The following is a 25,065-nucleotide window of genomic DNA, read 5'->3' on the forward strand; positions in this document are numbered from 1 at the left end:
ATAAATTCTCTATTGTTCTAGATAATTCAGAAAAATCGGCGGGTATGAGTTCACGATTCTAATTGAGAAATCGTTTTCATTGTTAATTCTTGCACATTATTAAACACTAGCTTTGCCCCAGCTTGTATCAGCTTTTGTGTATAAGCTTCACTAACTGCTGTTGTTTCCTGAACGTGGGGAGGTAATACTCCAACACCTAACCAAATCCGAGAATTATCTATGGCTTTGGCTTTTTCTACAGTGTGCATATCTGCTACAGTATCACCTACATAGACAACTGTTTGTTTTTGATTATTACCATTTTCTAAGATGTTAATAGTCGCAAAAAGTCCGGTAGGATCTGGTTTACCGGGTGCGTCTTCCATAGCAATTAGGATAGGAGATTGTAAACCTAAGCGTTTTTCTAAAACGTAGTTAGCACTCAAGCGAGTAGCACCACTAAAAAAACCCCAAGCAATACCAGATTGCGTGAGTTCTTGAAAATAACTAGGCTGTGCTAATAAAGGTTCATGACAAATGTAGCCGTTCCAATTTTCGGAGTCTGTACCCCGATAAAGGCTTTGAAAATAAGTAACAATATTTTCATAATCTAATTGTAGTTGTTCTCGCTGTTGTCCTTGACTGACAAAATGGCGGTAAATTAATTCTTGGGAGGCTTCCCAATCGTTATTCCAAATTCCTTCTGATTTGAGGTTGTCAATGTCTGTTGGTGTGGGACGATAGGCTTGGCAGGTAAAATGTTCGACTGTATCAGATATTGCCCGACGATATGAGCCGCTAACGTCACGGATAACCCCGTCTATATCAAATACAACTATTGCTCTTGTGCTTGCGGTCATGACAGAAACTAGAAAAGGATGATATACAAAATTCTATAGTAATTCTAATTTGATTTTTGGTGTTGCTGATTAAATATAGGGCTTACGCATTGACAAAGTTTTCTAAATATGTGATGTGGATTTTATCTCTTGTAGGGTGCGTCAGACCCAATAATTTGGTAAAAAACAGATTTCCTCTATCTGACGCACCCTACTCAATAAGTTATTCCCAAAGCCGAAAACGACGCAATTTCGTTCATTCATATGATGGTAAGTTAGTGAGCGTGCGTAAGTCCTAAAATATATGAATATGTCTCACGCCAAGGCGCAAAGGCGCAAAGAATTAAGGTTGCAAAGGTTAAATTTACCAATTTCATCTTTCCATATGGCTATCGCCACGCAGGCTATCAGTAACGCCTGATTTTTTAATTCCTATAGATAAAAGGCTAAAAACTGACAATGCTGATATAATAAGGCTACAATTGCGATTAAATCAGTGGCAAGCAATATAAAGTATGGTAACTATCGTTGTCCTGATTAACATCTTTATTTCTATTATGCTCTTTTATTTAGCTCAACAATTACGAAAAGCCAAAAATACTCTAGCCTTGATAACGGATATATTTAATCAATATGAATGTGCTAGTTATGCAGCTTTACATAGGTTGCCAGATAATATTTATTTAGCTAAAAAAAAGATTGCAAATCTCCATTTAGAGAACCAACTTTTTAAACAAAAAATCCAACAATTCCGGCAAATTCTCAGTCTCATTGTCCTACTTAGGCAAATTTCTCAAGGATCGTTCCCGTTTCCATATCTAAATTTGAAAAATCCGAGTAAACTAGGATAGAATCTCCAGAGTCATCAATTATGCTTAAGCGTTCCAAGTTCGAGACAACTCAGTCTCAAATCATGCACCGTTCTGAAGAATTAATTAGTGCTGCGTCAAACCGCTATCGCATTACCGTACAGGTGGCAAATCGTGCTAAACGGCGACGTTATGAAGATTTTGAAAATAACGAAGATTCTATCATGAAGCCTGTACTCAGAGCAATTATTGAAATGTCTGATGAATTAAATCAGCCAGAAATTATCGGTGAATTGTAATTTAAAAAAATCCTGGCGAATAAAATTCGCAGCTACACAAGCAAAGTCCACCTTCGTGGACTCATAGAAATTTAACCCACGAAAGTGGGTTTTATCTGTGTAGACGCGACTTATAGTCGCCCTACTTCTAAGTTTGGCGGTATTTTGGGTAATGTAAATGAAACAGCAAAAACTTTTGATAGGGCAATTTTTTTCACCATTTATCATTACTTTAATGTCGGTGATAATAGTTGTTTTGGGAATAGGAAATACTAATTTATTGCATATTGCACCCGCAGCCGCGCAAATATTTACTCCTAGCGATGTCTGGCAAAAAGTATATCAACAAATTCCTGATTTTCCCCAAGAAAACCAATATGTTAGTAAAGTAACTGGAAAAATTGTAGCTACAGATACTTTGGCTAGTCGCCTAATTCGCTATCATATTTATAATAAGGGTAGATCCCCAATTTATCGCCTGGATTGGAAACTGACTTTGGCTGATTATTTGGATGCGAATGAGACTATATATGTTGATAGTTATCCAGGCAATGACATTTTAACACAAAATCCTTTAGTTGGCGATCGCATGGCAATTAGTAAACTTACCCGTCGTCAAAGAAACAACCTTGTCCAAGTTTTAGTCAATATTTTTAGTCCCCCTGCTCAAAAGATGTAACTTTACCAGATATGGTGGATAAAAATTTAGAAGATCTAATCGTCAAAATTGCGAAGAAGGTCATTAAAAAAGAACTTAAAAATGGCAATTTAGATAATTTACCAATTATTTCTACTGAATCTAATCATGGATTGGATAATTGGCAAAATCCAGACACGACAGAGGAAGTTATTAATGATATCCAAATTATTCCTTACACTAGATTACCTGATCAAGAAGATATAGAACTTGAGCGTAAATTACGAGAACTCAAGTTTAAACAGGAGTTGAGAAAAGATTGGATTTCCTTTTTAGTGAAAGATGTAATTGTCTATTCTACAACTATGATTTTTATTTTGGTACTTATTGGCTTTTATCTATTTCGGATTAATTAACTGTCAATATACACTAAATGCAAATGTATATGTATAGGGCATTTTTTAACCCCACCCCCAACCCCTCCCCGCAAGCGAGGAGGGGGCTATAATATGCTTGTAAACCAGTTTTACTCCTGACTCCTGACTCCTGAATTCTACTGTATTATTATTGATTATTCATTACTGATCGTTGATTCTAATGGAACTACCGTAGCAGGTAAATGTTGATCCATCCAATTAAGTAAATCAGTGATTACTTGAAGATAATTAATATCGTAGTGTAAATCATGATAACCTCCAGGATATTCAATTCTTAATTTATCTGGATAGATAACATTTTGATAAAATATTTCACTTCCTGCTGGCAAGGCAATTCTATCCGCACCACCATGTAAAATTAACAATGGTACTTGCCATTTTTTCGCATGATTATGAATCCAATCTACTGTGGCAAAAAACTCCGTAGATAACCTAGCAGTAGCGAGAGTATGGCGTAATTTATCTTGAGTATAGGAATCTAAGATTTTCTGATCTCGTGAACCTGCGCGGACATCCAAGCCAATATTTAAGGAAAAACGGGGCCACACTTGGGAGAGTAATTTACCTAAAACGACGCGACTCAGGGGTACTCCCACTTGACCAATGCTGGGTGCAAAAGCAATCACACCTGACAACGCAGATTTATCTTGCACATAACGAAGAGTATAATCTAAGGCAATTACTCCCCCCATGCTATGTCCTAATAGAAAAATTGGGCATCCTGGTTGTTGTTGTCGAATTAAATTGAGGAAAGTTTGTAAGTCATCACGAAATTCAGCCCAGGTATTAATGTAACCTCTTTGACCAGATGAACGCCCGTGACCACGTAAATCACAGCCATAGATAGCATATTCTTTTGGTAACAAATGGTCAACTATCGTCTTGTAAAGTCCGCTATGTCCTCCGAGTCCATGGACTATGACTAAGATTCCCTTGATTTCACCGCCAGGATGCCAACTTTGGTAATACAAATCAAGCCCACACACACCTGAAAATTTTCCCTCTTTACGAGATGCGATCGCATTGCTATGGTAAATCATAGAGTTAATTTTTTACGTTCCTATCTAGTAAGCTACTAGCTTATTAACGTATATTGTAGAGAAAAGTGCTTCTAACTGTAGGAATAAATACAGATAATTTTCCTAAAAACAATCATGTTATCAAAATAACCAGAATAATTAATATAGATCCCCGACTTCTTTAAGAAGTCGGGGATCTGGATATGTTCAGTGACTTACATAACAATATTTTATATTGGCATAGATTACTATTAAACATTTAGTTATTGCCCACACCAATTCTTAATGCAGCTTCACAAAATTACCACATTAAGCCTTTTCCCCTGAAGAAGTTAGTTTGATAAGGCTGAGATGAAATTGGCATCAATCAATAAAAAAACAACTAACAAAACTGACAAATTATGAAATTTTCCCTAGCTGCAAATGCTGTGCAAGCGCGTCAAACAAAAGAAAGATTTGCGAAACCAGAAGAACAATTATCCTATGAATTGGGGAAAGCTGTCCAGGAATTACCACCGCTTTATACAAGATTATTAGCAGGAACAATTAGTTTCATCATCTTTGGAACAATTTCCTGGGCGCATTTTTCAGAAATTGATGAAGTCGCCACAGCAACAGGAGAATTAATTTCTTCTACCCAAGTTAGACCGGTGACAGCTTTGGGTAATGGTTCTATTTTAGCAGTCAAGGTGAAAGAAGGCGATCGCGTCACCAAAGATCAAATTCTCATTCAACGTGATCCCAATTTTCAGCAAACAGATGTCAACCGTCTAGCCAAATCTAGTAAATTAATTGAAGATGATTTACAACGATTACAAGCTGAACGTTCTGGAGGCAAAACTGCGGGAACAATCCTCCAAGATGAACTTTTAAACTCGCGGTTATTAGACTATAAAGCCAAACAAGCAGCAGCAGCAGCAGAAGCCAAACGTCAACAATCAATTCTCAATCAAGCCAAAGTCCGTTTGAGTCGCTTACAAGAAAATTTAGCCAATGCTAAAGTCAGTTTTACCAATGTGCAAAAAAACTTAGAAAATGTCAAAAGTTTACGTTCTATGTTAGATAATAATTTATCTATTGCTAAACAACGGGAAGAAAATCTTCGTACCTTAGTTGAACCAGGTGCTTTAACCAGAGTTGATTATTTAGATGCTAAAGAAAGATTAAATCGTGCCAATGCAGATATTATCAGAAATGCTGATGAAGTTACCAAAAACCAAAATAATTTAACGGAAGCAAAAGATAAAATTGCCTCTTTAGAAAAAGACGTTGCTGCCCAATTTCAAGAAATAAATCAAGCAGAACAGGCTTATCAAACAGCCCGAAATCAAAACATCCGGTTAACCTCAGAACGTCAAAGTGAAATTCTCACCCAAATTAATAAACGCAAAGAAGAATTAGCTACCGTTGCCGGTCAATTAGAACAAGCCAAACAACAAAAAGACGGAGAAACTATTAAAGCCCCCGTTGCTGGCACAATTTACAAAATTAAAGCTACCAAAGGTCCAGTCCAATCTGGAGAAGAACTACTATCAATTTTACCAGAAGGGGAAGAAATGCTCTTAGAAGTAAAAGTTATTAACCGTGATATTGGTTTTATTAATCAGGGAATGAAAGCAAAGGTCAAAATCGCCACTTTCCCGTTTCAAGAATTTGGTGTAGTTGATGGTGAAGTATTACAAATCAGTCCCAATGCCATAATTGATAAAGACTTAGGTTTGGTTTTTCCCACCAGAATTAAATTAAGTAAACATTCTTTAAATGTCCGCGGACAAGACGTAGAATTCAATCCAGGAATGGCGGCTAATGCCGAAATAGTCACTCGCAAAAAGTCAGTTTTAACATTCATTATTGAACCCATTACTCGACGTTTTAGCGAGGCATTTTCTGTGAGATAAAAGTCATAGATTCAGGATGTAGGGGCGCAGGGCCTGCGCCCAGTCAGGAACGAGTCTCAAAACAATTTATCCTAATTCCTCAAAAACAATATCCTCATAAACCGACTCAATGGGAAAACTTAAATCAATACTTCTTAGCTCGATATTATCCCCCACCTGATAATTAAAAATCTCCCAATTACCGCGATCATTTTTGCGGTATAAATCAATCGCTATTTTCTCAGCATCAACCAGAACATAATCTTGCAAACTAGGATTGCGACGATACAATCTAAATTTATCTCCTCGGTCATAACTGGCTGTACTGGGAGATAAAACCTCAACAATTAGACAGGGATATTGAATGGCTTGGATTGCAGTCCTATCTCTCTCGTCGCAAGTAACGCTCACATCAGGATAAACATAATCTTTCGTTTCCACAATATTTACACGACAATCGGAATTACCAACCTGACAACCACCGCCCCGTAAATGACCTTTAACAATGAAAATAATATTACTAGCAATCCGTCCATGATTTTGAGTCCCCCCACTCATAGCGTAAATTTCACCATTAAGATACTCATGGCGAAGCAGTTGTTGTTCTTCCCAGACAAAATATTCTTCGGGTGTTAATTTAGGAAACTTATCTTTTACAGCAATCATTTTTTATTACCTCATCTGCCCTCAACACAAATTAAAATCGCTTTCATCAACAATACCTTGTCCTTTGGTGTTTGTGGCTACTAATGTAGATAAGCAACTAAAGGTCTACAAAATGAAGAGGGGTGCTGATGGTAGGGATTTGTTGTTGGTGATTCTTGGTGTTTGTATGTTGTTTCAGGTGGTTTAATTAGGAGGAAGTTAAGGGATAATTTTGGATTTTGGATTGGATGTTTGATGTCGGTCTAAAATCCAAATTCACTAATGTGGAATTGATAAATAAAAATTGTAGTCAAAGGGGGATTTCATTTATTTCAAACTTAGTATTAAGGATTCTTTGGTATTTGGAAATACTCAAATTTGCAAACAATATCAGGATTAATACCTTTTTGGACAGCTTGTACTCGTCCATTAATACAAGTATTAATAATTTGAGCATTTGCTCTTATTGTCTCACGTTTATTTTCATTCTCCTGTCTGAATTTTTCCACATTACTTTGATTGACACAGGGATTTGTGTTAAATGTGGAAACAATTTGCCAACCATTATTACTCAAAGGATTACCATTGTTTCCATACGCCGTGGAAATTGAAAACCCACATTGAGTAGTAAATGTACTACTATAACCACTATAGCTAGAGCTAGAAAAACCGGGATAAGGTAAAAAACCCTGATTAATACTGTTTGTATTTAAATCAGATGCAGTTCCAGTATTGGGAGCAGAAGTAGTATTCGTTCCAGTTGTTACAACTTGATCTGCTGTTGGATCGCCTCCTCCAGCCGCTAAAGCATCTAATGAGTATGTAATTAAAAATACTATAACAATAGAAAAAAGATACAATTTACTCATGATTTTTTTGTTAAAAAGCTAGAGTGATAAAAAACTAGGGTCATATAGACCCTAGTGAAGAATGTTCTATAAATGCACCTAAAAAAGCTCAACTTCCTTAGAATAGATTTTATTGAACTTCTCTACATTCTTTATCGAGAGCGAATTCGGAAGGTTTGTTCAGGATCTCCAGTTAGTGTTGCATTACAAGCATACATAAAGACATATCCTCCGTTCCATAGATTTACATTTGGAGCATTAATGCAAGAGTTTGTGCCTTTAAGTCTGAATCGAACATCAGTAAATGATCCATTGTATATGTCTTCTTTAATGAAATTCTGGTTTGCTGCTTGTCCACAAGGGCGTACATAGATTGAAGCATTATTATTAGCAGAGCTTGCTGTCATACAGTAGTTAGAATTGTAGTTACTTTTTATTCTTACTTCTGCGGTCGCAAAGCCTGTTTGGCGATCCCCAGAACCTAAAACATCAAAATCCCACTTTTCTAAACTGTCTGGATTTTTTAAGTCGTACAAATTGACTCTTGAATTCAAGTTGTATAAATTCAATGCGTAACCGCTTCCGTCATTATTCTTTATACGTTCAATGGTTACTGCTCCTTGAGCTAAATTTGCATTACCAAGAGAAATGCCAGCAATAAATAATGCTCCAGTTGCAACTTTCAACAAGTGATTCATACAATTTCCCTGTTAGCTAGTAGTTAGATGCTGTGAAAAAGTGTTATTAGCAACCGAGTAGAAATGGTTGCTTGTGCCAATAAATCTATTTCAACCTGAATTTTTGGAAACTAGGTTTGATTTCAATGTCAAAGTTATGTAAAACTTGTATAAGATGTAAAACTTATTTGGGGTGAGTAATGGTACGGTCAATTCGAGCATCAAAATCAGGCTTGAAAAAGGCTGAAAAAAAATTCAATGGTAAAGATTGCACGCAAGATTACTTAGCAGGGGCTGCAAATTGTACTCGGCAGACTGTAAGCAAATTTTTTGCTGGAGTAGCTATAGACAGGCGATTTTTCCTAAGTATATGTGATGAATTAGGGTTAGAATGGAGAGAGATTGCCGACCTAGAGTCAGAAATAGACGGTGGAGAAGGTGGAGTAAATACCCAACGTGGGTTATATATCCCAAATACTCGCTGTCGTCGTTTATGGGGGCGCAAGGATCTAGTTGAAAAAGTTTTATCCCGCTTATCTGATCCACAAGAACCATCTATTCTTGCTCTTAGTGGTAGTGCAGGGTATGGAAAAACAGAGGCTGCTACACAAATTGCTAAAACTGCTCTGAAAAATAATACTTTTGCAGATGTTCTGTGGGTGACAGCTAGACAAACAGAATTAGTTGATGGTCGTATTAGCGAAGAAAATCAGTATGAAGTGCTAAATTGGAATAGGTTTCTTCATGAAATAGCTGATCAACAACTTAAGTGTCCGGTAGAAGGAGTTCACCAACGTCTTAAAGAAGAAAAATTACTTGTTGTATTAGACAACGCTGAAACAGCAGATTTAGAAAGTATTCTTTCAAAACTTAACCGCATACTTAGTCCGAGTCGGGCGCTTTTAACTAGTCGTGTGAAAACCAAGCCTCCCTACGTAGGGCTGATTCCAATTGAAGGACTAGATATAACATCATCTGGTGAATTATTAAAGGATGAAGCAAAATACAATGAGATACCTATACTAGAAAATATAAGTAATGAACAAATTGAGAGAATACATAAACTTTCTTGTGGGTAGAGTCGAGGGCGGGTATTATCCCGCGCCCCTCTCTGTTAAATCTGGGCGTGCAGCTTTCACTGCACCCAGCTTCCGATGTTCTTAGCTTTCGCTTTTGCTCATGTGAATATAATCGTGGCAGCTTTCATGAATTGCTAGAAGGTTTTTTGGTTTCCAATTGTTATGATTGGCATCAACATGATGTAGATGTACCTTCTCATCACTGAGCATTTTAAGACCACAATGACCACATTTATGGCTTTGCCGTTTGAGGGCTTTAGAGGTATTGTTGTTATAGAGCTTGCTATTACGTTCGCTCCAATAACTTAAATCTCCGTCGTAAGGTGATTTCTCTCCTTTGACCATGATATGTTTGTGTTCGGAGTAAGGAACTGCTGGGAACGCCTTATCTAGTAATTTCTTGCTAGAGTAGCGGTTTAGCTTAGTTTCCTTGTTGAATACCCTAAATGCTCTGTTTTGGATATGGAATAACGAGTTTCTTGACCCGTCCATCTTGCAGAAGCGGTGGTAATTCCTCCAACCTCTAACTACAGGGGCTAATTTCTCAGCCTTTGTGGTAGAACCATAATTCGAGTTGTTGACGATATGTTTTACTTTCTTGCGAAAAGATTTAAAGTTGTCCGCTGATGGAACGCATCTAAACTTCCCGTTTTTCTGAACTTTAAAGTGCCAGCCTAGGAAATCGAACCCATCTGTCGCGGCGGTTAGCTTCGTCTTTTTCTCACTGACTTTCATTCCCCGCACTGCTAAAAACTGACTGATTTTTTCAAGTATTTCTGTGGCATCGTCTTGGGGTCGGAGTATTATCACCATGTCGTCCGCATAACGGATTGAAGGTTCGATAATATGTTCCTTTGGGGTCTTGTCTGTGATTCGATTTTTAGAAACCGTGTGGTGTCTATGAATACTTTCAATTCCATTTAAGGCGATGTTAGCTAATAGTGGACTTACCACGCCACCTTGAGGTGTTCCTTGTTCGGGGAACTCTGGATTAACTCCGGCTTTGAGACAAAGGAAGATTCCTTGTCTTATGCTGTAAGGAGCGATGAGTCTGTCCATGATGGCGGTGTGGTTTATCCTGTCAAAGCATTTTTCAATATCGAGTTCTATAACTCGTTTATCTATTCCATTTCGTGTAGAACATAGGTTGTTGTACAGGTATTTCTGGGCATCATGTGCCGAGCGTCCTGTCCTAAACCCGTAGCTCCTGGCGTGGAAGGTTGCTTCGTGTGCTGGTTCTAATGCGTATTTGACAAGGCATTGATACGCCCTATCTGCAATAGTAGGGATTTTCAGCATCCTGGTAGTACCGTCCTTTTTGGGGATGGGTATTTCTCTTAGCCCCTGGTGTTTCCAGTTGTTGGCGGATGCTTTTAGCAGTTCATTAAGCTCAAAGCGTTCCTTAAAGGTAAGGGACTTTTTGCCGTCAATTCCTGCGGTCTTTTTCCCAGCGTTTAGCTGTGATACTTGACGGATAGCCAGTAATCTCGCTGCGGAGGATTTCAGAATCAGCTTTTGTAGGGACTTAGCTTTACGCTTGTCTCCAACTTGAACCGCTTTGTACACTCGTTTTTGTAGGCGGAATAGGTTACGGCGGAATTTCTTCCAAGGTAACTTCTTCCAAGATTCACTAGAGTTGTCTCTGTGTCCAATCATGCTCTGCTCCAATCTGTGTATTCTGAACACCTCAGACCAATTACGGTCTGTCCTACCCGGATTGAAGGGATTCCGCTGCTCGTCCAGCCTACTTATGGGGTTCGACCGCCCCTAGACCTTCAATCCGTTTTTATTCGTTCCCTCGGATGATTGTTAGTTCCGTTAGGTGTAGCCACTTCAACCGCTGGATTCCCTGGACTCTTACCGCTATCAAGCGCAGGATGCGGCGGGAATTAACTCCAGTGTGGTCAGGGTTTTTGATGTTGCGCCCTGCCTCTAAGTAGGTCGCTTTTTAAGGCTCTGTTTCACCGTGGGAACTCCCCTTTAGCACCAGTGTCACCCCACAACGGATGTCTGATTATGCCCTGTTCCCAGCTTCGACCTCCCGAAACCGAGTCGGGTTATCGTGGGCAGATGGGGAGTCATACCTGAGTCTGGTAGATGGGACTTGCACCCATATCAGACCGAGAGTTCAACCTTTTTCCATGATTGGATGGGGTTGGTTAGCTTATGTACGGGCTGGATACCGTGATTCAGCTAACAACGAATCGCACGCGCTCCCTTAGCACTGCATTTTGTGGTCAGCAGTATTTTACATTACAATGCAATTGAGCCAGTCCTAGCTGGGTTAGAACAAGCTCAGGGAGAAGTAGAACAGTTTTATAAGTTTACTTTAGAAACAGCATGGCAACGCATCAACAATATATCACAGGATGTACTGCGTTATATGGGTCAGAATGATGCAGGTGTTACTCAACTAGAGTTATCTAGTTTTCGAGGATTATCGAATTTGCAGTTAAATACAGCACTATCTGAATTGAGACGTTGGTATTTAGTAGAAGACAAAACAGATGAAAAAAGCCAGAAGTGTTGAATGTTAGGAAAAGATTAAAAAAAAGTACCATAATTTGATACAATCTAAAAAAATCTAGATAAAGAATTATCAAATTATGCGCTTAAAGAATTTCCCAGAAGTGGTCAAAACAATATTGAAACCATTGCCCAAAAAAGATTATCCAGTTCTGGACACATTTTCATTTGTATCAGTGTGGTTACAGTATGTCATGGATAAAAGTATAGTGAGTATGAGAGATTTATTTCAAAGACTAAATAATCAAGGGATAGATTTAAAAATATCAAATTTTTCCAAGGCAAGTAAAAAGAGAGATACTCAAGTATTTTTGGAGATAATAACTGAATTAAACAATCAACTGAGAAAGAAAAAAGGAAAGGAAGAAACCCAAGCATTATTTCCTATAGATTCAACAATTATTACATTAACAAGTAAATTATTATGGAGTCAAGGATATCATCAAGTAAAACTATTTTGTGGGTTAGATAGTTTGACATCAGAAGTTGGTGGAATGGTGATTCATTTTGGGCAAGGACATGACCATAAATATGGACAAGAAACAGTAGAAGCAATTCCGTCAAAAGGAGTAGGGATAATGGATAGAGGATTTGCATCCTCCGAAAGAATATCTGAATTAAAACAACAAAAAAATAAAGCTTTTGTCTTAAGAATTAAAAATAATGTCACTTTAGAAATGCTAGAAAATGGTAATTGTAAAGTTGGCAAAGATGAAAGAGAAGTGGAAATTAGAGTAGTAGCATTTTGTGATATAGAAACTAAGAGTGAATTTCGTTTAGCAACAAACTTATTAAATGAAGGAGAAGAGCAAGTTAGTAATCAAGAGATTATGGAAATTTACATACAAAGATGGCAAATTGAATTGTTATGGAAATTCTTAAAAATGCACCTCAAGTTAGACAGACTTATGACAAAGAATGAGAATGGAATTAGAATTCAGATAATGTGCTGTTTAATCGCTTATTTGATATTGCAACTAATAGAAATACCGCAAGAATTTGGCAAAACTTTATTAGATAAACTCCGTTATCTTCAGTCCTATATGTGTCAGGAAATAAGTTATGTTCATTGGTTTAGAAAACTTATTTGGATAAGATGAAAAATAGCACTTATAGGCTAAGTTTATTTCAATATGTAAAGTTTTATTACGCTATTCAACATTTCTGGAAAAAAGCAATCTGAGATATGATTTACATCCTTGGATTAGAAGTAGTGTACGTAATGGCTTGGTTGATAATTGGCAACCCTCACTTCAAGATTTAGAACAAATTGCTAAATCAAAGTTTGGTATTGATATATAAAAATCATAGGTAGATCAAGTATGACTACAGTAGATTTAACAATCGTTGAAGAAAGAAAAAATTTATTTAGTTTATTACTAAGATTTGAACAGAAGTGTTTGCCATTAAATAGTGAAAGCGAAAGATCATTTAACTCGCTATATCAAATTTGGGAAAAAGCTAGTGGTGACTTGTTTTCCTTCTGTTACTGGAATGACTATTTTCGTTGTGGGAATATTGTGCTTCGAGTTGCTAAATCCCTTAATTCTATACAAATAGAAGGACAATTACTAAGCGAAATAGGTTGGATTTGTATGGAATGGGAGGATTTTATAACTGCCGAAAAATATTTTAATGATTCATTAAATAAATATCGGTTAATTAAAGATATTAAGGGAGAATGTCGCTTATTGAGATATTTAGGAGTATTGTCACATCGCCAGAATTTACTAAATGTTGCTCTAAATTATTACAATCAAACGTGGAATATTGTAGAAGCTAATCATAAAATACATCAGTATGATGATAAATGGGATTTTCAAAAAGCTGAATTACCCAATGTTATTGGATGTATTCATTTAGAGTTACAAAATTTTGATGAAAGTTATCACCAACTTAACCTATCGGTAAAAAATTACCAGTTTTTGCTAGAAAAATATCCTGAACTAAGAGAAAAAAATCGTTATTTTTTACCTGACCCATTGTTAAATTTGGGTAAATGGCACTTATTTCAGCAAAATTATACACAAGCAAGAGAATATTATCAAGAAAGTCTTGAACTCAGCAAAGAGATTAATCGTCCTGATACAATTGCTGGTGTATTGTTATTAATGGCTGAATTAGCTGAGATAGAAGGTAATAAAGATGAAGCTATAAATTTAGCTAGTGAAGCAGAACTTGTAGCTGGTACTGAAATAATAGCTGTACGTGATCGCGCTGCGAGTCTTCGTGAGCGATTAGAAGCCCAAAAAAGCCAAACACCAATTCACACTTACTGACGAATAACACCAAATTCAAAGTTTACTTCTATCAACTTAATATCTTCCCCCAATGGGGGATTTATGAGAGCAAAGTTCAAAAAACAGCACCATGAACACGCCCAATTACAGCTTATTACTGCAAAGCTTTTGGACACCACCTACCACACCCATTCCCGAAAATTCCCACTCAAATAATCATCCCCCAGAACCAACAGAAATCGCCGAATTTATAGGAGAAGAAATACTCTATCCACCAATAATTATCAATAGGAATAAATATGTATTAAAATAGAAGCCAATAGCTAACTTAAACCCTCAAAAATTATTAAACAAAAACAATGAACATTAAGCAGAATGTCTTAGAAGTTTCAGGATTAGAACTTACCAAGACTATCTTAGTAGATTTACAAAAGCTCGCCTCTTGCTCTGGAGAACCAATAGCATCTGTCTATGCAGATAACTTACTGCGTACCATGCGTATTATGCGCGATAAATTACCTTTTGACCCCTATACAGAAGTGGTAATGGCATTACATGATGCACTTGCATATTCTAATCGTTGGATTGACTATAATGCCAGTCAATATCAAGGAGTTTGTGAATTACTTACATCCCTAGTCAATCAAGAAACAATCAACAATTCATCAGTTGAAGCAGCAATTTTAACCCTAGAAAACTTAGGCTTTGATACCATACCATTTGGAGTCAAACTTGATGAAAGCCTGGATATACATGAAGACGAGGAATAATAGCAAATGGATGATAAATCTATTCCTCAACACTTTCTAGATACCTCAGTTTTACGTTCTTTGCTACTAGGTACGCAAGTCTATAAGCAGTATTTTGAATCTCAACTTACTGACCAAACGCTTTATATTTCTAATTACGTGCAGATGGAGATGAGGCGCAGTTATCTGATTAATCTTATTTCCTTCTACTTTGTGCTGCGCCTAGAAACTATAAATAATATTGGCGATGCGATCGCACTGTGGAGTAATAGATTTAAAACCAGCGAACTTAAAGCTATTTTACAACTTATTCCCCAACTTTTTAGCACCCACCAACTCAACTTTAGTAGTCCCCAAGATAAAGAAAAAGCTATCTCTATTTTAGGAATTTATATCAAACGTTTTGAACTTCTACTCAGAAAAAAGTTTAATAATACCAATACAGATTCTACCACCTGTACCCGCGCCCTTGTACCGCTTACCCTTGACTTACAAAATCTGGCTGCTGGCTTAAAACAGTTTGCTGATGAATTTGGAGATGTAAAAAAATGTCGCAGCAACTGTCAGATTGACCAAGTTCTTTTAGTACAATACCGTGCAGAAATTGAGCAATTAATTCAAATTGCTGCTCAACTACCCAAAAACTCAAATACTAGAGGATTTATTAATATTGCCAATAATTTAAAAGAAATATTAGCTCAAGGAGCAACAGCCTGTGACTGCAACCGTTGTGAAAAAATTGGAGATGCTGTCATTGCTTTAAATGCACCCCGGAATATGCAACTAGAACATACTGATAATTCCTTTGACTATTTATGTCCAACAATTAATCAACCCCATTACAAACATCCTTCAGAGAGGAAAATCTTTGCCAGATGATAATTTTCTAGTAAATTACTATAGCATTTATCAAAAATAACTTTGTAAATTCAGAGTTTACTTCTGTCAACTTAATATCTTCCCCCAATGGGGGATTTATGAGGGCAAAGTTCAAAAAACACCACCATGAACACGCCCAATTACAGCTTATTACTACAAAGCCTGTGGACACCACCTACCACACCCATTCCCGAAAATTCCCCCTCAAATAATCATCCCCCAGAACCAACAGAAATCACCGAATTTCTAGCAGAAGAAATACTCTATCAACAAACAATTCCCGCCACCGAACCCAACCTCAAAACCATCCCCAAAGACCTACCAAAACAACTAATCAAAGCCCTACAATCATTAGGAATAACCCAACTTTATTCCCATCAGATCAAAGCCTTACAAGCAATTAGAAAAGGTAAAAGTTTCATCTTTGATTTTTAAACCGTAAGGGTTTGAGGTCCCCGACTTCTTAGAGAAGTCGGGGATCTGACTGCAAATATAAGTTATATAAACCCTAATTATTCCATTGCTTCATTCACAGGGAATCTATCAATTAATTGCATCGCTCGTTGAGCATTGCGTCGCAATACATCTGGTAAATTAGGAACATGAGGAATCTGGGATAATAAATCTAGAGTGCGGCGTAAAATTCGCACTACGTCCCCTTCATCTAAAGTGGTTTTCTCACATAATGCTTTCCACTCTACCCCTAGCGCCCATTGTTCCACCAAGGAAATCAAGCTGATAAAACGAGTTTCTAAACCTACAGGTAAGGCTACCCCATGACGATACTGTACCTTTAACACAGAACGGCGAATAGGTTGTAATGTTAACCAGGCTGCATCTGCTTCTGTAGACAGGTTGAAATCAACCTTAGTATCTGGGCGGGGGCTTTCTGTCACCAAGGCGGCTATTACTGCTGCTAGGTTATGGGGACCAATATTATCTAATTCTCCACTGGCTAAAACTAAACCTAACCACAATTCATTTTCACCGCGAATGGCTGCCGCAATTTCTCCTAATTTTGTGGGAACTAAGTTATCCAAACATTCAAAGAATTGCAAAATTTCAATTAAACAGAGAAACTCTTCCCAATATCTTTGAGACTGTAGTGATACCTGTTCTTGTAGGTGTTCAATTTCTGCTTCTAATTCGACACAACGCGCTCGATTTTTGAATATTTTGGCAATGTTACCCGATTTATAAATGGGATGGTTTTCTAACTGTTCTTGGACAGCAGTTAGGCGACTGAGTTGTTCTCTTACTTCTGTGGGTAGATGGTTAAATTCTTCAGGATTGGGTATGCTTTGAGCGATCGCAATGGTGCTTTCATCACCACGAATTGATTGTCCTCGTTTCAAGCTCAATTCTGAAGGTGGTATTAGCTCAGATGGAACTTCTACTCGTGGCATTTCTGCATACATATCTAATATATCTGCTGAAGTTGCCACATACCAACGGTTATTTTGCCCCAAGCAAACAAAGTAAGATGTCTCACCCACACTCACGGCTTTGTCAACCAGCACTACTGTTATTGGTAGGGGTGACATGGCGTTTCTGTCGTTGAGACTCAACATAGTTCCAGATATGGCAAAATCTAGCATCATTGCCAGTTGTGCCTGTCTATCTTCCTGTGCCTGTTCTTGCAGGGTTTTGAAAATTTGGCGTTCTACTTTCAAGCGTTGACGCAGTTTTTCATATTGCATCAATTCACTTTCATCAATTGCCGCCAGTTGTGATTGAATTTGCGATAATTCGCTTTGAAATTGTCCCAGTTCTTCAAAATCTGGTTGGAGGTGCAAATTGGACATATATTGTCCAAAACTGCGTTCTATCAGTTCTCTGGCTTTTTCTATGGTGTGGGTTTGCAGCAGGTTCAAAACCATACCGTAACTGGGTGTAAACTGACTAACTAAGGGATCAGCTTTGGATGTAGCTAAATAGGATGCTTCTTTTGCGCCTTCAAAGGGGGTTTGTAATGTTACTACATAACCTTGCATATCCATCCCGCGACGACCAGCCCGCCCTGCCATTTGCAAGAATTCCGAAGCATTGAGTAAGCGGTGTCCGTTATCAGTGCGTTTAGACAAAGTAGAAATAACTGTTGTCCGGGCGGGCATATTAATTCCCGCTGCTAAGGTTTCTGTGGCGAATACTACTTTAATTAATCCCTGCTGAAACAGTTCTTCGACGAATCCTTTCCAAGCTGGTAAGATGCCGGCATGATGGGCAGCTATACCTCGATACAGTGGGGCAACTTGTCCAGCCCTGCCAGCATCGGGGTTACGGCGTAAAAATTCGTCAATTTGTTGGCGGAGGATTTGGGACTCATCATTATTAACTAACCATAAATCACCAACTTCTTCAACGGCTTTATCACAGCCCCGACGACTGAAGATAAAGTAAATGGCGGGAAGCATATCCCGTTCTTGGAGTTGGCTCAGGGTATAAATAATACCGGGCGGTTCTGGTCTACCAGCTTTGCCTTTTTCCCAATATCCTTTTTTAGCCTTTTTGACTAAGCGGGGATTAATTTTGGTATTAGTTTCATTTAATAACGGAAACAATCCTTTGGGATTACAAAAGTTAAATTCTAAGGGAACGGGGCGAAAATCGGAGTAAATCAGGTCTGTGGGACCATGAACATGATTTAACCAACTGGTAAGTTGATCACTGTTGGCAACGGTGGCAGAAAGGGCTACAAGTTGGACGCTGCGGGGACAGTAGATGATGGATTCTTCCCAGACTGTACCCCGTTGGCGATCGTTCATGTAGTGGCACTCATCTAGCACTACAGCCTCAACGTCGGCTAAGGAGATGCCAATTTGACCTATGGGCGTGCCATAGAGCATATTGCGGAAAATTTCTGTGGTCATGACCAAAATTGGTGCATCCCTATGAATGGAAGCGTCTCCGGTGAGGAGTCCAACTTGATCAAAGCCAAATTTTTCGCGGAAGTCTCGGAGTTTTTGATTAGATAACGCCTTCAAGGGAGTGGTGTAAAATACCCGTTTCCCGCGAGATAAGGCGCGATAGATGGCATATTCCCCGATGAGGGTCTTTCCTGAACCTGTGGGCGCACAGACAACTACTGAACGGTCAGCATTGAGGGAGGCGATCGCTTCTTTCTGGAATTGATCTAATTCAAAGGGGAATATTGACTCAATGTCAATTTCATTAGCAGAGGCAGAATAATTCACTCAATCATAATTTACAAGCAGACTGTCTACTATCATAACGTGATTCGTGGTTTCCTACGTTGATATGAAAAGCCCAAGTTGTGAAGGTATGACTGAGCTTTTTTTAATTACTTTACTATTTCGGCAATTTTGCGGAGACCTCGCCAAGCAATTACACTGACTACTTCCGCCAAGAAGTTTGTTGCAAAATTTGATCTATTTCTTGAGGAAAAGGACAATCATCAGGAAAAGAAAAAGATTGATAATCAGAGTTCTCTCGCAGAGTCGTTAATGCGCTGATATAACATTCTATAAATATTTCATCCCAATACGGTCTTAAGCTGGGAGAGTCTTCCAATAAGCCTTTCAATTCTCGCTGACTACGCTTAATTGTTTCTGTCCAACCACGATAGTCTTGAACGTAGTCTGAATAACAAAGTTTAAGACAATGTTCTAGCATTGTGATGAGCCGATTTCGCAATTCTCGCTTTTGACTCCTTCCCAAACTTTCAATCTCCTCAATTAAGTCTTCCCAGTCAACACTATGATAATTTTGCTCTTTCAATAGATTAATTGTCTCTTCAATCCAGAGGGCGTAATCTGTTTGGGTTAGCATAGTATTTTTCCTCTTTCCCTAATTTTACACTTTTTTATCATTTTACTATTTCGGCAATTTTGTACAGAACTCGACAGGCAGATTCTAATTCGTTTTGGGTAGACAGTGGGGCAAATACTCGTGATATGGCATAGTGTTGATTTTCTAGTTTGACAAACACAATATCGTCGCCATTGGTTAACATTCCAAAGTTAGGTAGATTAGTGTTGGGACTAGCCATTAAGTAAGTCAGGGTTTGTGGCAATGCTGACCAAACTGATAACATGATTTTTTTTGATTCTAAAACAATTACCCATAGGCGGTCTTGTAATACCAGTAAATCTATTCCACCCTGGAGAGTTTCTTCGCTATCAGCTATTGTTATTTGTACAGATTCTTCTGCTTTGATGCGAAAAGGTGGATCATATAAACCTGCAACGGTAAGTAATGGAGAAACGAGTAATAGCATTACTGTACTTTCTAATAAATGCCCACCTGAACGGTGATAAAGATAACGTTTCCAGAGAATTTCTAGGTTGGTGTGGTCATTGGGATTAATTTCAGGTAATTGATCATGCCATTCTGTAAAAAAATCCTCTGATTCACTGCGACTCAAGCCAAATCGTTTTTCTGCTTCAGCGATGGTGGTGATAGTTTCAGTAACGGCTAGTGTTTGCATAGTGGATTTTTGTCTCAGTAGTTGCATCTACGATAAAATAATTTCACCGACCTGATTTTATCTAAAACTCTATTATGACTATTGCTGAACAGATTTATGCGATCGCTAAAACTCTTCCCCAAGATCAAGCTGATGCGATTCTGACTTTTGCTGAATTTATCCGTGCTAAACATCTAAATACTAACCAAACTGTTAAAAATATTGACGAGTTACCTTGGTCAGAATTTGTTTATTCACTTGCTGGAACTTGGACAGATGACTTTCCCACTTTAGAAGAAATTCGCGCTGAATCAGGACAAGACATTCTGCGGGAGAGCCTTTAAATGTACGTTTTGGACACCAACACACTGATTTATTATTTCAAAGGTCAAGGACAAGTTGCTGAAAATTTTGCTAATGTCTCTGCTCAAGAAATTAGTATTCCTACGATTGTTTTTTTTGAATTACAAGTTGGTATTGCTAAGTCCACTTCACCCGCAAAACGCACTCAACAACTTCAAGAACTTATGAGTCGGGTTAACCTGGTTTTGTTTGATAGAGAAGCTGCTCTTGCTGCTGCTAAAATTCGTGCTGAGTTGGAGCAGCAAGGAACTCCAATCGGTCAAATGGATGTTTTGATTGCTGGTACAGCCATAGCATTGCAAGCAACTTTAGTTACTCACAATATCAAGGAGTTTTCCAGGGTTTCGGGACTCACAATTGTTGACTGGTATTGATTACTAATCAATAAGCTTAACGGCTAGTCCTTGCATGGTGAATTGTTTCCGGTAGCTGTGTTTATATCGTTACTGCTACTTTACCAACTTGCGTGGATGGTTCGGGTATAGGTTGTCCATCTTCTTTTAATACTTCTAGGTATAATGCGATCGCTTCTTTAATATTTTCCTGTACTTCTGCTAAGGTATCGCCAATACTGACACAACCGGGTAAGTCGGGAACATAAGCGCCCCAGTTTGTCTGGCCACGTTCGTAGATGACTGTGTACTCAATCATTTTTTCGTTCATAATTTTGCTTGCTTCCAAATTGATGAGAGTGTACCGACTGGAATATCATCACTTGGTTTTCCGGGTACAACTACGATACCTGATTTGCTTGGATGTTTGAGGATACGATGACTACCTCTGATGCGATCTATATACCAACCATCTGCTTCCAGGATTTTGAGAACTTCTTTAACCTTCATAATTTACAAGCAGACTATTTACCATCATAACTTGATTAGTGATTTACTACATTGAGAGCAAAAGCACAAGTTATGAGGTTATGAGAGAGAGCCTTTAGATGTACATTTTGGATACCAACACCCTTGACCCGCAAAACGCACCAGTAGTGTGATATTATAGTCTGGGTATAGAAAAATTTATACAAAAGATAAATTTTTTGATACATAAAAATTAAGTGCCAATAAAAAACATGAAAAGACAAACCGAACTTTTGGCAGAAGTTGAAAGATTAATATTTATCGTAGCTATAGTCGCATTGATAACATTAGTAGCTACCTACTTCGTAGTTTCTTCAATACAAAATATTCCTCCAGGGATATTGGAGTTTCTAAAAAGTATACTTACAAATTTGATACCAGTTCCCTTTCTTTTCATATTGTCATTTGTTATATATCGACGTATTCAATCTATTCGTCATAAAAATGATACTGAAAAGTTATCTGAATTATTGGTTGAGGATGTAGTTAAGAAGTTACGTGAACCAACTACTAAAATTGGGCATTTGCTCAAGATTGAAGAAATTCTATCCAAATTTGATATAGAAACTATGTCTCAGTTGCTGAAAGAAGCTCATTATGCTGGAATAGTAGCTGTTCATCAAAGCTTATATGATAAAGATTTTGAGAAGCTCATTGGTAGATCAAAAAAAGTTACTATTTTGAATACATGGATTCCAAATCTTGATTTTTTAGCTGATGCCTTAGTAGATGCTTTAAGTAAAAAAAACACTGTGCAGATTCTGATGCTGTACCCTAATTCGGGTATTGCAACATTACGTAGTGAAGCATTACACAGGTTTGGTACTTCTAAATTTCAAGAAAACCAAGTTAGATCAGGTGTAGAACATTGTCTTGATGTATTAAGTGACATTGCTGAGAGAGTAGACGAGGAAAACAGAAAATATTTGCAGATTAAGCTTTATAATGCAATGCCTTCAATTTCTGTATATAATGTTGATGAACACTTTTTTGTAAGCCTGTTCTTTCATGGACAACTTGCTATAAAAGCCCCTCAAATCGAAGTACAGAGTGAAACTTCTATTCTGGGAAAATCAGTCTCTAGGGAAGTAGCAATGTTATGGAGTATTGGACAGGAATTTTCTGATGTGAGAAATTGGCGAACGGAAATCAGTATTATGGCTGACAAATTCTAATTATAATCCTTTAACGTTTAATAGAGAACACTAATGATTACCAATCTTGACAACGAAGAAGAGAAACTGATTGCTTTATTTAGAAGTCACAAAGTTTTTCAAGGAATTGAGTTTATATCTCAAAAGGATTTTCTTCAAATACTTCTTCAGCGAAGATTCCTTTCGCTCGAATTTACTAAAGTTTATGATATGGCGATTGATGGTCTTACAGATATAGAAGCTACCAAGATAGCTCGAAAGATTTTACGGGAAGAGTACCCTGATATCAATGGAAATACGCCATCACACAGGGAAGAATTAGTTCATGACTTAATTTCTCTTGGAGCTACGCAGTCCGAGATTTCAGGTTCTCGTCAAACAGTTACAACAACTCGTACAATTGAGGAGATTGAATCGCTTATCAGTGTTGCTGGAGCAGAACTATGCGACATCAAGTTATTAACTGTATTGAGATTTTGGGGTGAGATTTTGATCTCAGTTGAGTATGGTGAATTTTGGAAAAGAATGTCTAAGCAACTGAGTATTAGTGGAGACAATCAATCACGCTTTTACTATCCTCACTATTGTCACGATGCTAGAGAATCTATGGAGAAAGCATCACTTTTATCATCTACTCACTCAGGTAGATTGGGATCACGTTTAAGAGAAATGCTAGAAACTGAAAAAAATGGAGAATATTTTCTTGAGATGGAAAGAGAAATTTTAGATATAAAGACCAAGTTCTATGATCAGTTTACCGAACTGCCAAGTTATAAGTTACTTCTTGTGAATTAAATCACAATTTGACGGCTTGCTAATAGATAGTGTTGATGTTACTAAGATTGTCTGTACAGCTAGTTGTTTAGCGATCGTTCTCCCAGACCAATTTAATGAAATTGAGGATAGCGATTCCTACGGAGCGTTTCGCTATCGCACTATATTTTAGGGTACGTTAATGAAGCGATTAAATAAGGCTATGATATAGGGGTAAACCTTTGATTTCTTCCCCTGCTGCTAGTTTATGGAGATATAAATATGACTGTGCAATTTAGAGAAAAAGCTTTGATGGCTTATGAAACCATGCCATCAAGTCAGAAAAATAGGGTTTCTAAAGTAATAAAGCAGCTAGATGTTGATAAATCACAGCGATTAAAGTCTGATAAACTTGAGGATACAGATACGTGGGTAGTCAAAGTAGATCCCACAGTACGGCTACTATTTAAAAAAACAGATCAGGGTTTTTTGATAATTGATATTATTGACCGCAAAAAGGAAGATTATTCGTGATCACACTTTTTCCTTATAAGTTTGATATCAACAAATGTGATCAACAGATCCAAGAACTACAACATTTTCTAACAGCTAATTTAGCAATTTCAGTCAAAATAGAATAGTGTGTTTGAAGTAAGCCGCATTCCTTTAAATCAATATATGGATACTTTAACCAAAAACCGAGAGCAGATTATTGAGTCAATTAAGACATTGCCAGAAGATTCACTCACTGAACTCATCAATTTTGTTGATTACCTGCGCTATAAAGCAACTCAAAAACAATCCCAAAAAACTAGTAAAAACTTTTTGCTTTCAATTGCAGCCTTGGGAAATTCAGTAAAAAAGAGTGATAATGGAAAATATTAACGCAGCCATTTCTGGTTTCCCAATCTAATCAGCTATGCAAAACCTCACCAGAATTACCCGCAACCCAGAAGTAATGGGCGGCAAACCCTGCATCCGGGGAATGCGTGTTACAGTTGGTACTATCGTTTGCTTAATGGCATCTGGACACAGTGCAAATGATATCCTCAAGGTTTACCCATACCTTGAAGAAGCAGATATACATGAAGCTCTTGCCTATGAGACTGGTTGCCTTATAATAAACACTAGGCCTTAAAATTGGGAAGCAAGCAAATGAATACTATGGATAATTCCCCAGGGTCAGATAGATCATCAGAGATTTTAGTATCCGTGACAGAGTTACAAAATCAGCTTAATGACTTACTCAAACAACTATCACCAGAAAGATTACAAGTGCTTGCTGATTTTGCGGCTTACTTAGCAAATGCTGAAAGCGAAGCTGCAACCCAAGAACTTTTAGCAATTCCTGGATTGCTAGAACGAGTTAAGCAAAATCAAACAACTCCTAAAACCCATTACACAAACTGGAGAACCCTTCGCTCTGATGTATGAAGTTGTTCTCCATCCCGATGCCCAAAAGGTTTATGTTAATGCTGATAAAGCCCTAGCAAAGAAAATTGCCCGATGTTTACAGCAGTTAGAGCAAACCCCCCAGTCGCACCCTAACATCAAAGCCCTCAAGGGAGATTATGCAGGGTACTATCGCTACCGAATCGGCGACTACAGGGTAATCTATTCGATAGAGGATGAAGTGGTGCAGGTATTTGTTGTGGCTATCGCTCATCGCAGCGAAGTATATGAACAGTAAATGTGAGTTATGATTTTACTGGTAGATTGGATCAACAACCTCACTTATCACCCTTTCCCCAATTCCTGAGCGCGTTCTTTTGAGGCTTTGACGGCTTCAATGACAGCAGAACGAAAACCGGCTTTTTCTAAGGCGCTGACACCGGCAATAGTTGTACCACCGGGACTGGTAACTCTATCCTTGAGTTCCGCTGGGTGGATTTTTGTTTCTTGTAACAGTGTAGCTGTTCCTAAGACCGTTTGTACAGCTAGTTGTTGAGCGATCGCTCTTCTATGCTAAGTGAATGAAATTGAGGACAGCG

General features: G+C 37.9%; 34 protein-coding genes and 1 pseudogene. 23 read left to right on the forward strand and 12 right to left on the reverse strand.

Annotated elements, in window-relative coordinates; translation table 11 throughout:
* Window positions 1–50 precede the first annotated feature (50 nt).
* Window positions 51–839 (reverse strand): TIGR01548 family HAD-type hydrolase, encoded by a 789-nt coding sequence (locus AA650_RS19715; protein ID WP_053540332.1) that lies wholly within the window; start codon window positions 837–839, stop codon window positions 51–53.
* A 494-nt stretch (window positions 840–1,333) separates the two neighbouring features.
* Between AA650_RS19715 and AA650_RS19720 the strand changes: the two genes are divergently transcribed.
* The 4 genes from AA650_RS19720 to AA650_RS28210 all read left to right on the forward strand — a co-directional run bounded on the left by AA650_RS19720 (window position 1,334) and on the right by AA650_RS28210 (window position 2,958).
* The gene (locus tag AA650_RS19720) at window positions 1,334–1,669 is read left to right on the forward strand and encodes a hypothetical protein (protein ID WP_053540333.1); all 336 of its coding nucleotides are present in this window, start codon (window positions 1,334–1,336) and stop codon (window positions 1,667–1,669) included.
* A 20-nt stretch (window positions 1,670–1,689) separates the two neighbouring features.
* Window positions 1,690–1,926: a DNA-directed RNA polymerase subunit omega gene (locus tag AA650_RS19725; protein ID WP_027404411.1), complete on the forward strand. Its 237-nt coding sequence runs from the start codon at window positions 1,690–1,692 to the stop codon at window positions 1,924–1,926.
* A 157-nt stretch (window positions 1,927–2,083) separates the two neighbouring features.
* Window positions 2,084–2,584 (forward strand): hypothetical protein, encoded by a 501-nt coding sequence (locus AA650_RS19730; RefSeq protein WP_053540334.1) that lies wholly within the window; start codon window positions 2,084–2,086, stop codon window positions 2,582–2,584.
* Window positions 2,585–2,595: 11 nt separating this feature from the next.
* Entirely contained in the window at window positions 2,596–2,958 is a 363-nt protein-coding gene (locus AA650_RS28210) for a hypothetical protein (RefSeq protein ID WP_027404412.1), read from the forward strand.
* A gap of 155 nt (window positions 2,959–3,113) precedes the next feature.
* On the opposite strand, the gene AA650_RS19740 is transcribed toward AA650_RS28210, so the two are convergent.
* Entirely contained in the window at window positions 3,114–4,019 is a 906-nt protein-coding gene (locus AA650_RS19740) for an alpha/beta hydrolase (protein ID WP_053540335.1), read from the reverse strand.
* A gap of 380 nt (window positions 4,020–4,399) precedes the next feature.
* Between AA650_RS19740 and AA650_RS19745 the strand changes: the two genes are divergently transcribed.
* Complete coding sequence (locus tag AA650_RS19745; protein ID WP_053540336.1) at window positions 4,400–5,896, forward strand: HlyD family efflux transporter periplasmic adaptor subunit; 1,497 nt, start codon at window positions 4,400–4,402, stop codon at window positions 5,894–5,896.
* A gap of 66 nt (window positions 5,897–5,962) precedes the next feature.
* Here the strand turns inward: AA650_RS19745 and AA650_RS19750 are convergent, their stop codons facing one another.
* From AA650_RS19750 to AA650_RS19760, 3 genes are all read right to left on the reverse strand, one after another.
* Entirely contained in the window at window positions 5,963–6,541 is a 579-nt protein-coding gene (locus AA650_RS19750) for a Uma2 family endonuclease (RefSeq protein WP_053540337.1), read from the reverse strand.
* A gap of 323 nt (window positions 6,542–6,864) precedes the next feature.
* The gene (locus tag AA650_RS19755) at window positions 6,865–7,389 is read right to left on the reverse strand and encodes a hypothetical protein (protein WP_053540338.1); all 525 of its coding nucleotides are present in this window, start codon (window positions 7,387–7,389) and stop codon (window positions 6,865–6,867) included.
* 131 nt (window positions 7,390–7,520) lie between these two features.
* A complete protein-coding gene (locus AA650_RS19760; protein WP_053540339.1) occupies window positions 7,521–8,066 on the reverse strand; it encodes an RICIN domain-containing protein in 546 nt (181 codons plus the stop codon).
* Between the two features lie 179 nt (window positions 8,067–8,245).
* Between AA650_RS19760 and AA650_RS19765 the strand changes: the two genes are divergently transcribed.
* Window positions 8,246–9,124, forward strand: a complete 879-nt coding sequence (locus AA650_RS19765; RefSeq protein WP_053540340.1) for an NB-ARC domain-containing protein — start codon at window positions 8,246–8,248, stop codon at window positions 9,122–9,124.
* An 81-nt stretch (window positions 9,125–9,205) separates the two neighbouring features.
* Here the strand turns inward: AA650_RS19765 and AA650_RS19770 are convergent, their stop codons facing one another.
* Window positions 9,206–10,780, reverse strand: coding sequence for a group II intron reverse transcriptase/maturase (locus AA650_RS19770; RefSeq protein ID WP_053540341.1), 1,575 nt, complete (start codon window positions 10,778–10,780; stop codon window positions 9,206–9,208).
* Between the two features lie 577 nt (window positions 10,781–11,357).
* On the opposite strand from AA650_RS19770, the gene AA650_RS19775 reads away from it, so the two are divergent.
* The 7 genes from AA650_RS19775 (at window position 11,358) to AA650_RS19805 (ending at window position 15,953) form a co-directional block, all read left to right on the forward strand.
* On the forward strand, window positions 11,358–11,654 hold the full coding sequence (locus tag AA650_RS19775; RefSeq protein ID WP_053540342.1) for a hypothetical protein: 297 nt from the start codon (window positions 11,358–11,360) through the stop codon (window positions 11,652–11,654).
* A 76-nt stretch (window positions 11,655–11,730) separates the two neighbouring features.
* Window positions 11,731–12,750 carry a transposase gene (locus AA650_RS19780; protein ID WP_053537527.1) on the forward strand — a complete coding sequence of 340 codons (1,020 nt, stop codon included), beginning with the start codon at window positions 11,731–11,733 and terminating at the stop codon, window positions 12,748–12,750.
* Between the two features lie 222 nt (window positions 12,751–12,972).
* Window positions 12,973–13,929, forward strand: coding sequence for a tetratricopeptide repeat protein (locus tag AA650_RS19785; protein WP_053540343.1), 957 nt, complete (start codon window positions 12,973–12,975; stop codon window positions 13,927–13,929).
* 91 nt (window positions 13,930–14,020) lie between these two features.
* Entirely contained in the window at window positions 14,021–14,203 is a 183-nt protein-coding gene (locus AA650_RS19790) for a hypothetical protein (RefSeq protein WP_053540344.1), read from the forward strand.
* Between the two features lie 46 nt (window positions 14,204–14,249).
* Window positions 14,250–14,660, forward strand: a complete 411-nt coding sequence (locus AA650_RS19795) for a hypothetical protein (protein ID WP_053540345.1) — start codon at window positions 14,250–14,252, stop codon at window positions 14,658–14,660.
* A 6-nt stretch (window positions 14,661–14,666) separates the two neighbouring features.
* The gene (locus AA650_RS19800) at window positions 14,667–15,518 is read left to right on the forward strand and encodes a hypothetical protein (protein WP_053540346.1); all 852 of its coding nucleotides are present in this window, start codon (window positions 14,667–14,669) and stop codon (window positions 15,516–15,518) included.
* 126 nt (window positions 15,519–15,644) lie between these two features.
* Window positions 15,645–15,953: a hypothetical protein gene (locus AA650_RS19805; protein ID WP_053540347.1), complete on the forward strand. Its 309-nt coding sequence runs from the start codon at window positions 15,645–15,647 to the stop codon at window positions 15,951–15,953.
* A 77-nt stretch (window positions 15,954–16,030) separates the two neighbouring features.
* Here AA650_RS19805 and AA650_RS19810 read toward each other — a convergent pair whose 3' ends face one another.
* From AA650_RS19810 to AA650_RS19820, 3 genes are all read right to left on the reverse strand, one after another.
* A complete protein-coding gene (locus AA650_RS19810) occupies window positions 16,031–18,712 on the reverse strand; it encodes a DEAD/DEAH box helicase (RefSeq protein ID WP_053540348.1) in 2,682 nt (893 codons plus the stop codon).
* Window positions 18,713–18,872: 160 nt separating this feature from the next.
* A complete protein-coding gene (locus AA650_RS19815) occupies window positions 18,873–19,307 on the reverse strand; it encodes a DUF29 domain-containing protein (RefSeq protein ID WP_015078603.1) in 435 nt (144 codons plus the stop codon).
* A gap of 37 nt (window positions 19,308–19,344) precedes the next feature.
* Window positions 19,345–19,965, reverse strand: coding sequence for a hypothetical protein (locus AA650_RS19820; RefSeq protein ID WP_053541349.1), 621 nt, complete (start codon window positions 19,963–19,965; stop codon window positions 19,345–19,347).
* 74 nt (window positions 19,966–20,039) lie between these two features.
* Here AA650_RS19820 and AA650_RS19825 point away from each other — a divergent pair, with 74 nt between their 5' ends.
* Both AA650_RS19825 and AA650_RS19830 read left to right on the forward strand, forming a co-directional pair.
* Window positions 20,040–20,288: a hypothetical protein gene (locus AA650_RS19825; RefSeq protein ID WP_053540349.1), complete on the forward strand. Its 249-nt coding sequence runs from the start codon at window positions 20,040–20,042 to the stop codon at window positions 20,286–20,288.
* Window positions 20,289–20,681: a type II toxin-antitoxin system VapC family toxin gene (locus tag AA650_RS19830; protein WP_053540350.1), complete on the forward strand. Its 393-nt coding sequence runs from the start codon at window positions 20,289–20,291 to the stop codon at window positions 20,679–20,681.
* 61 nt (window positions 20,682–20,742) lie between these two features.
* Here the strand turns inward: AA650_RS19830 and AA650_RS19835 are convergent, their stop codons facing one another.
* Window positions 20,743–20,970 (reverse strand): type II toxin-antitoxin system HicB family antitoxin, encoded by a 228-nt coding sequence (locus AA650_RS19835; protein ID WP_199924304.1) that lies wholly within the window; start codon window positions 20,968–20,970, stop codon window positions 20,743–20,745.
* A complete protein-coding gene (locus tag AA650_RS19840) occupies window positions 20,967–21,149 on the reverse strand; it encodes a type II toxin-antitoxin system HicA family toxin (protein ID WP_053540351.1) in 183 nt (60 codons plus the stop codon). Before AA650_RS19840 ends, AA650_RS19835 begins: the two co-directional genes overlap by 4 nt.
* 230 nt (window positions 21,150–21,379) lie before the next feature.
* Between AA650_RS19840 and AA650_RS19845 the strand changes: the two genes are divergently transcribed.
* The 8 genes from AA650_RS19845 to AA650_RS19870 all read left to right on the forward strand — a co-directional run bounded on the left by AA650_RS19845 (window position 21,380) and on the right by AA650_RS19870 (window position 24,764).
* Window positions 21,380–22,342, forward strand: a complete 963-nt coding sequence (locus AA650_RS19845) for a hypothetical protein (RefSeq protein ID WP_053540352.1) — start codon at window positions 21,380–21,382, stop codon at window positions 22,340–22,342.
* 33 nt (window positions 22,343–22,375) lie between these two features.
* Window positions 22,376–23,116 (forward strand): hypothetical protein, encoded by a 741-nt coding sequence (locus AA650_RS19850; protein ID WP_053540353.1) that lies wholly within the window; start codon window positions 22,376–22,378, stop codon window positions 23,114–23,116.
* Window positions 23,117–23,132: 16 nt separating this feature from the next.
* Window positions 23,133–23,267 (forward strand): hypothetical protein, encoded by a 135-nt coding sequence (locus AA650_RS29155; protein ID WP_256369542.1) that lies wholly within the window; start codon window positions 23,133–23,135, stop codon window positions 23,265–23,267.
* Between the two features lie 89 nt (window positions 23,268–23,356).
* A complete protein-coding gene (locus tag AA650_RS19855) occupies window positions 23,357–23,608 on the forward strand; it encodes a hypothetical protein (RefSeq protein ID WP_053540354.1) in 252 nt (83 codons plus the stop codon).
* Between the two features lie 108 nt (window positions 23,609–23,716).
* Window positions 23,717–23,959, forward strand: a complete 243-nt coding sequence (locus AA650_RS19860) for a DUF2281 domain-containing protein (RefSeq protein ID WP_234413228.1) — start codon at window positions 23,717–23,719, stop codon at window positions 23,957–23,959.
* 34 nt (window positions 23,960–23,993) lie between these two features.
* Entirely contained in the window at window positions 23,994–24,212 is a 219-nt protein-coding gene (locus AA650_RS26890; RefSeq protein ID WP_081424280.1) for a DUF433 domain-containing protein, read from the forward strand.
* Window positions 24,213–24,238: 26 nt separating this feature from the next.
* A complete protein-coding gene (locus AA650_RS19865) occupies window positions 24,239–24,508 on the forward strand; it encodes a hypothetical protein (protein ID WP_234413229.1) in 270 nt (89 codons plus the stop codon).
* Entirely contained in the window at window positions 24,501–24,764 is a 264-nt protein-coding gene (locus tag AA650_RS19870) for a type II toxin-antitoxin system RelE family toxin (RefSeq protein WP_053540356.1), read from the forward strand. Before AA650_RS19865 ends, AA650_RS19870 begins: the two co-directional genes overlap by 8 nt.
* Window positions 24,765–24,811: 47 nt before the next feature.
* On the opposite strand, the pseudogene AA650_RS26895 reads toward AA650_RS19870, so the two are convergent.
* Window positions 24,812–25,033, reverse strand: a pseudogene (locus AA650_RS26895) (pyrroline-5-carboxylate reductase family protein); the annotation flags it as partial.
* Window positions 25,034–25,065 lie beyond the last annotated feature (32 nt).

The sequence above is a fragment of the Anabaena sp. WA102 genome (assembly GCF_001277295.1).
Classification (GTDB): Bacteria; Cyanobacteriota; Cyanobacteriia; order Cyanobacteriales; family Nostocaceae; genus Dolichospermum; species Dolichospermum heterosporum.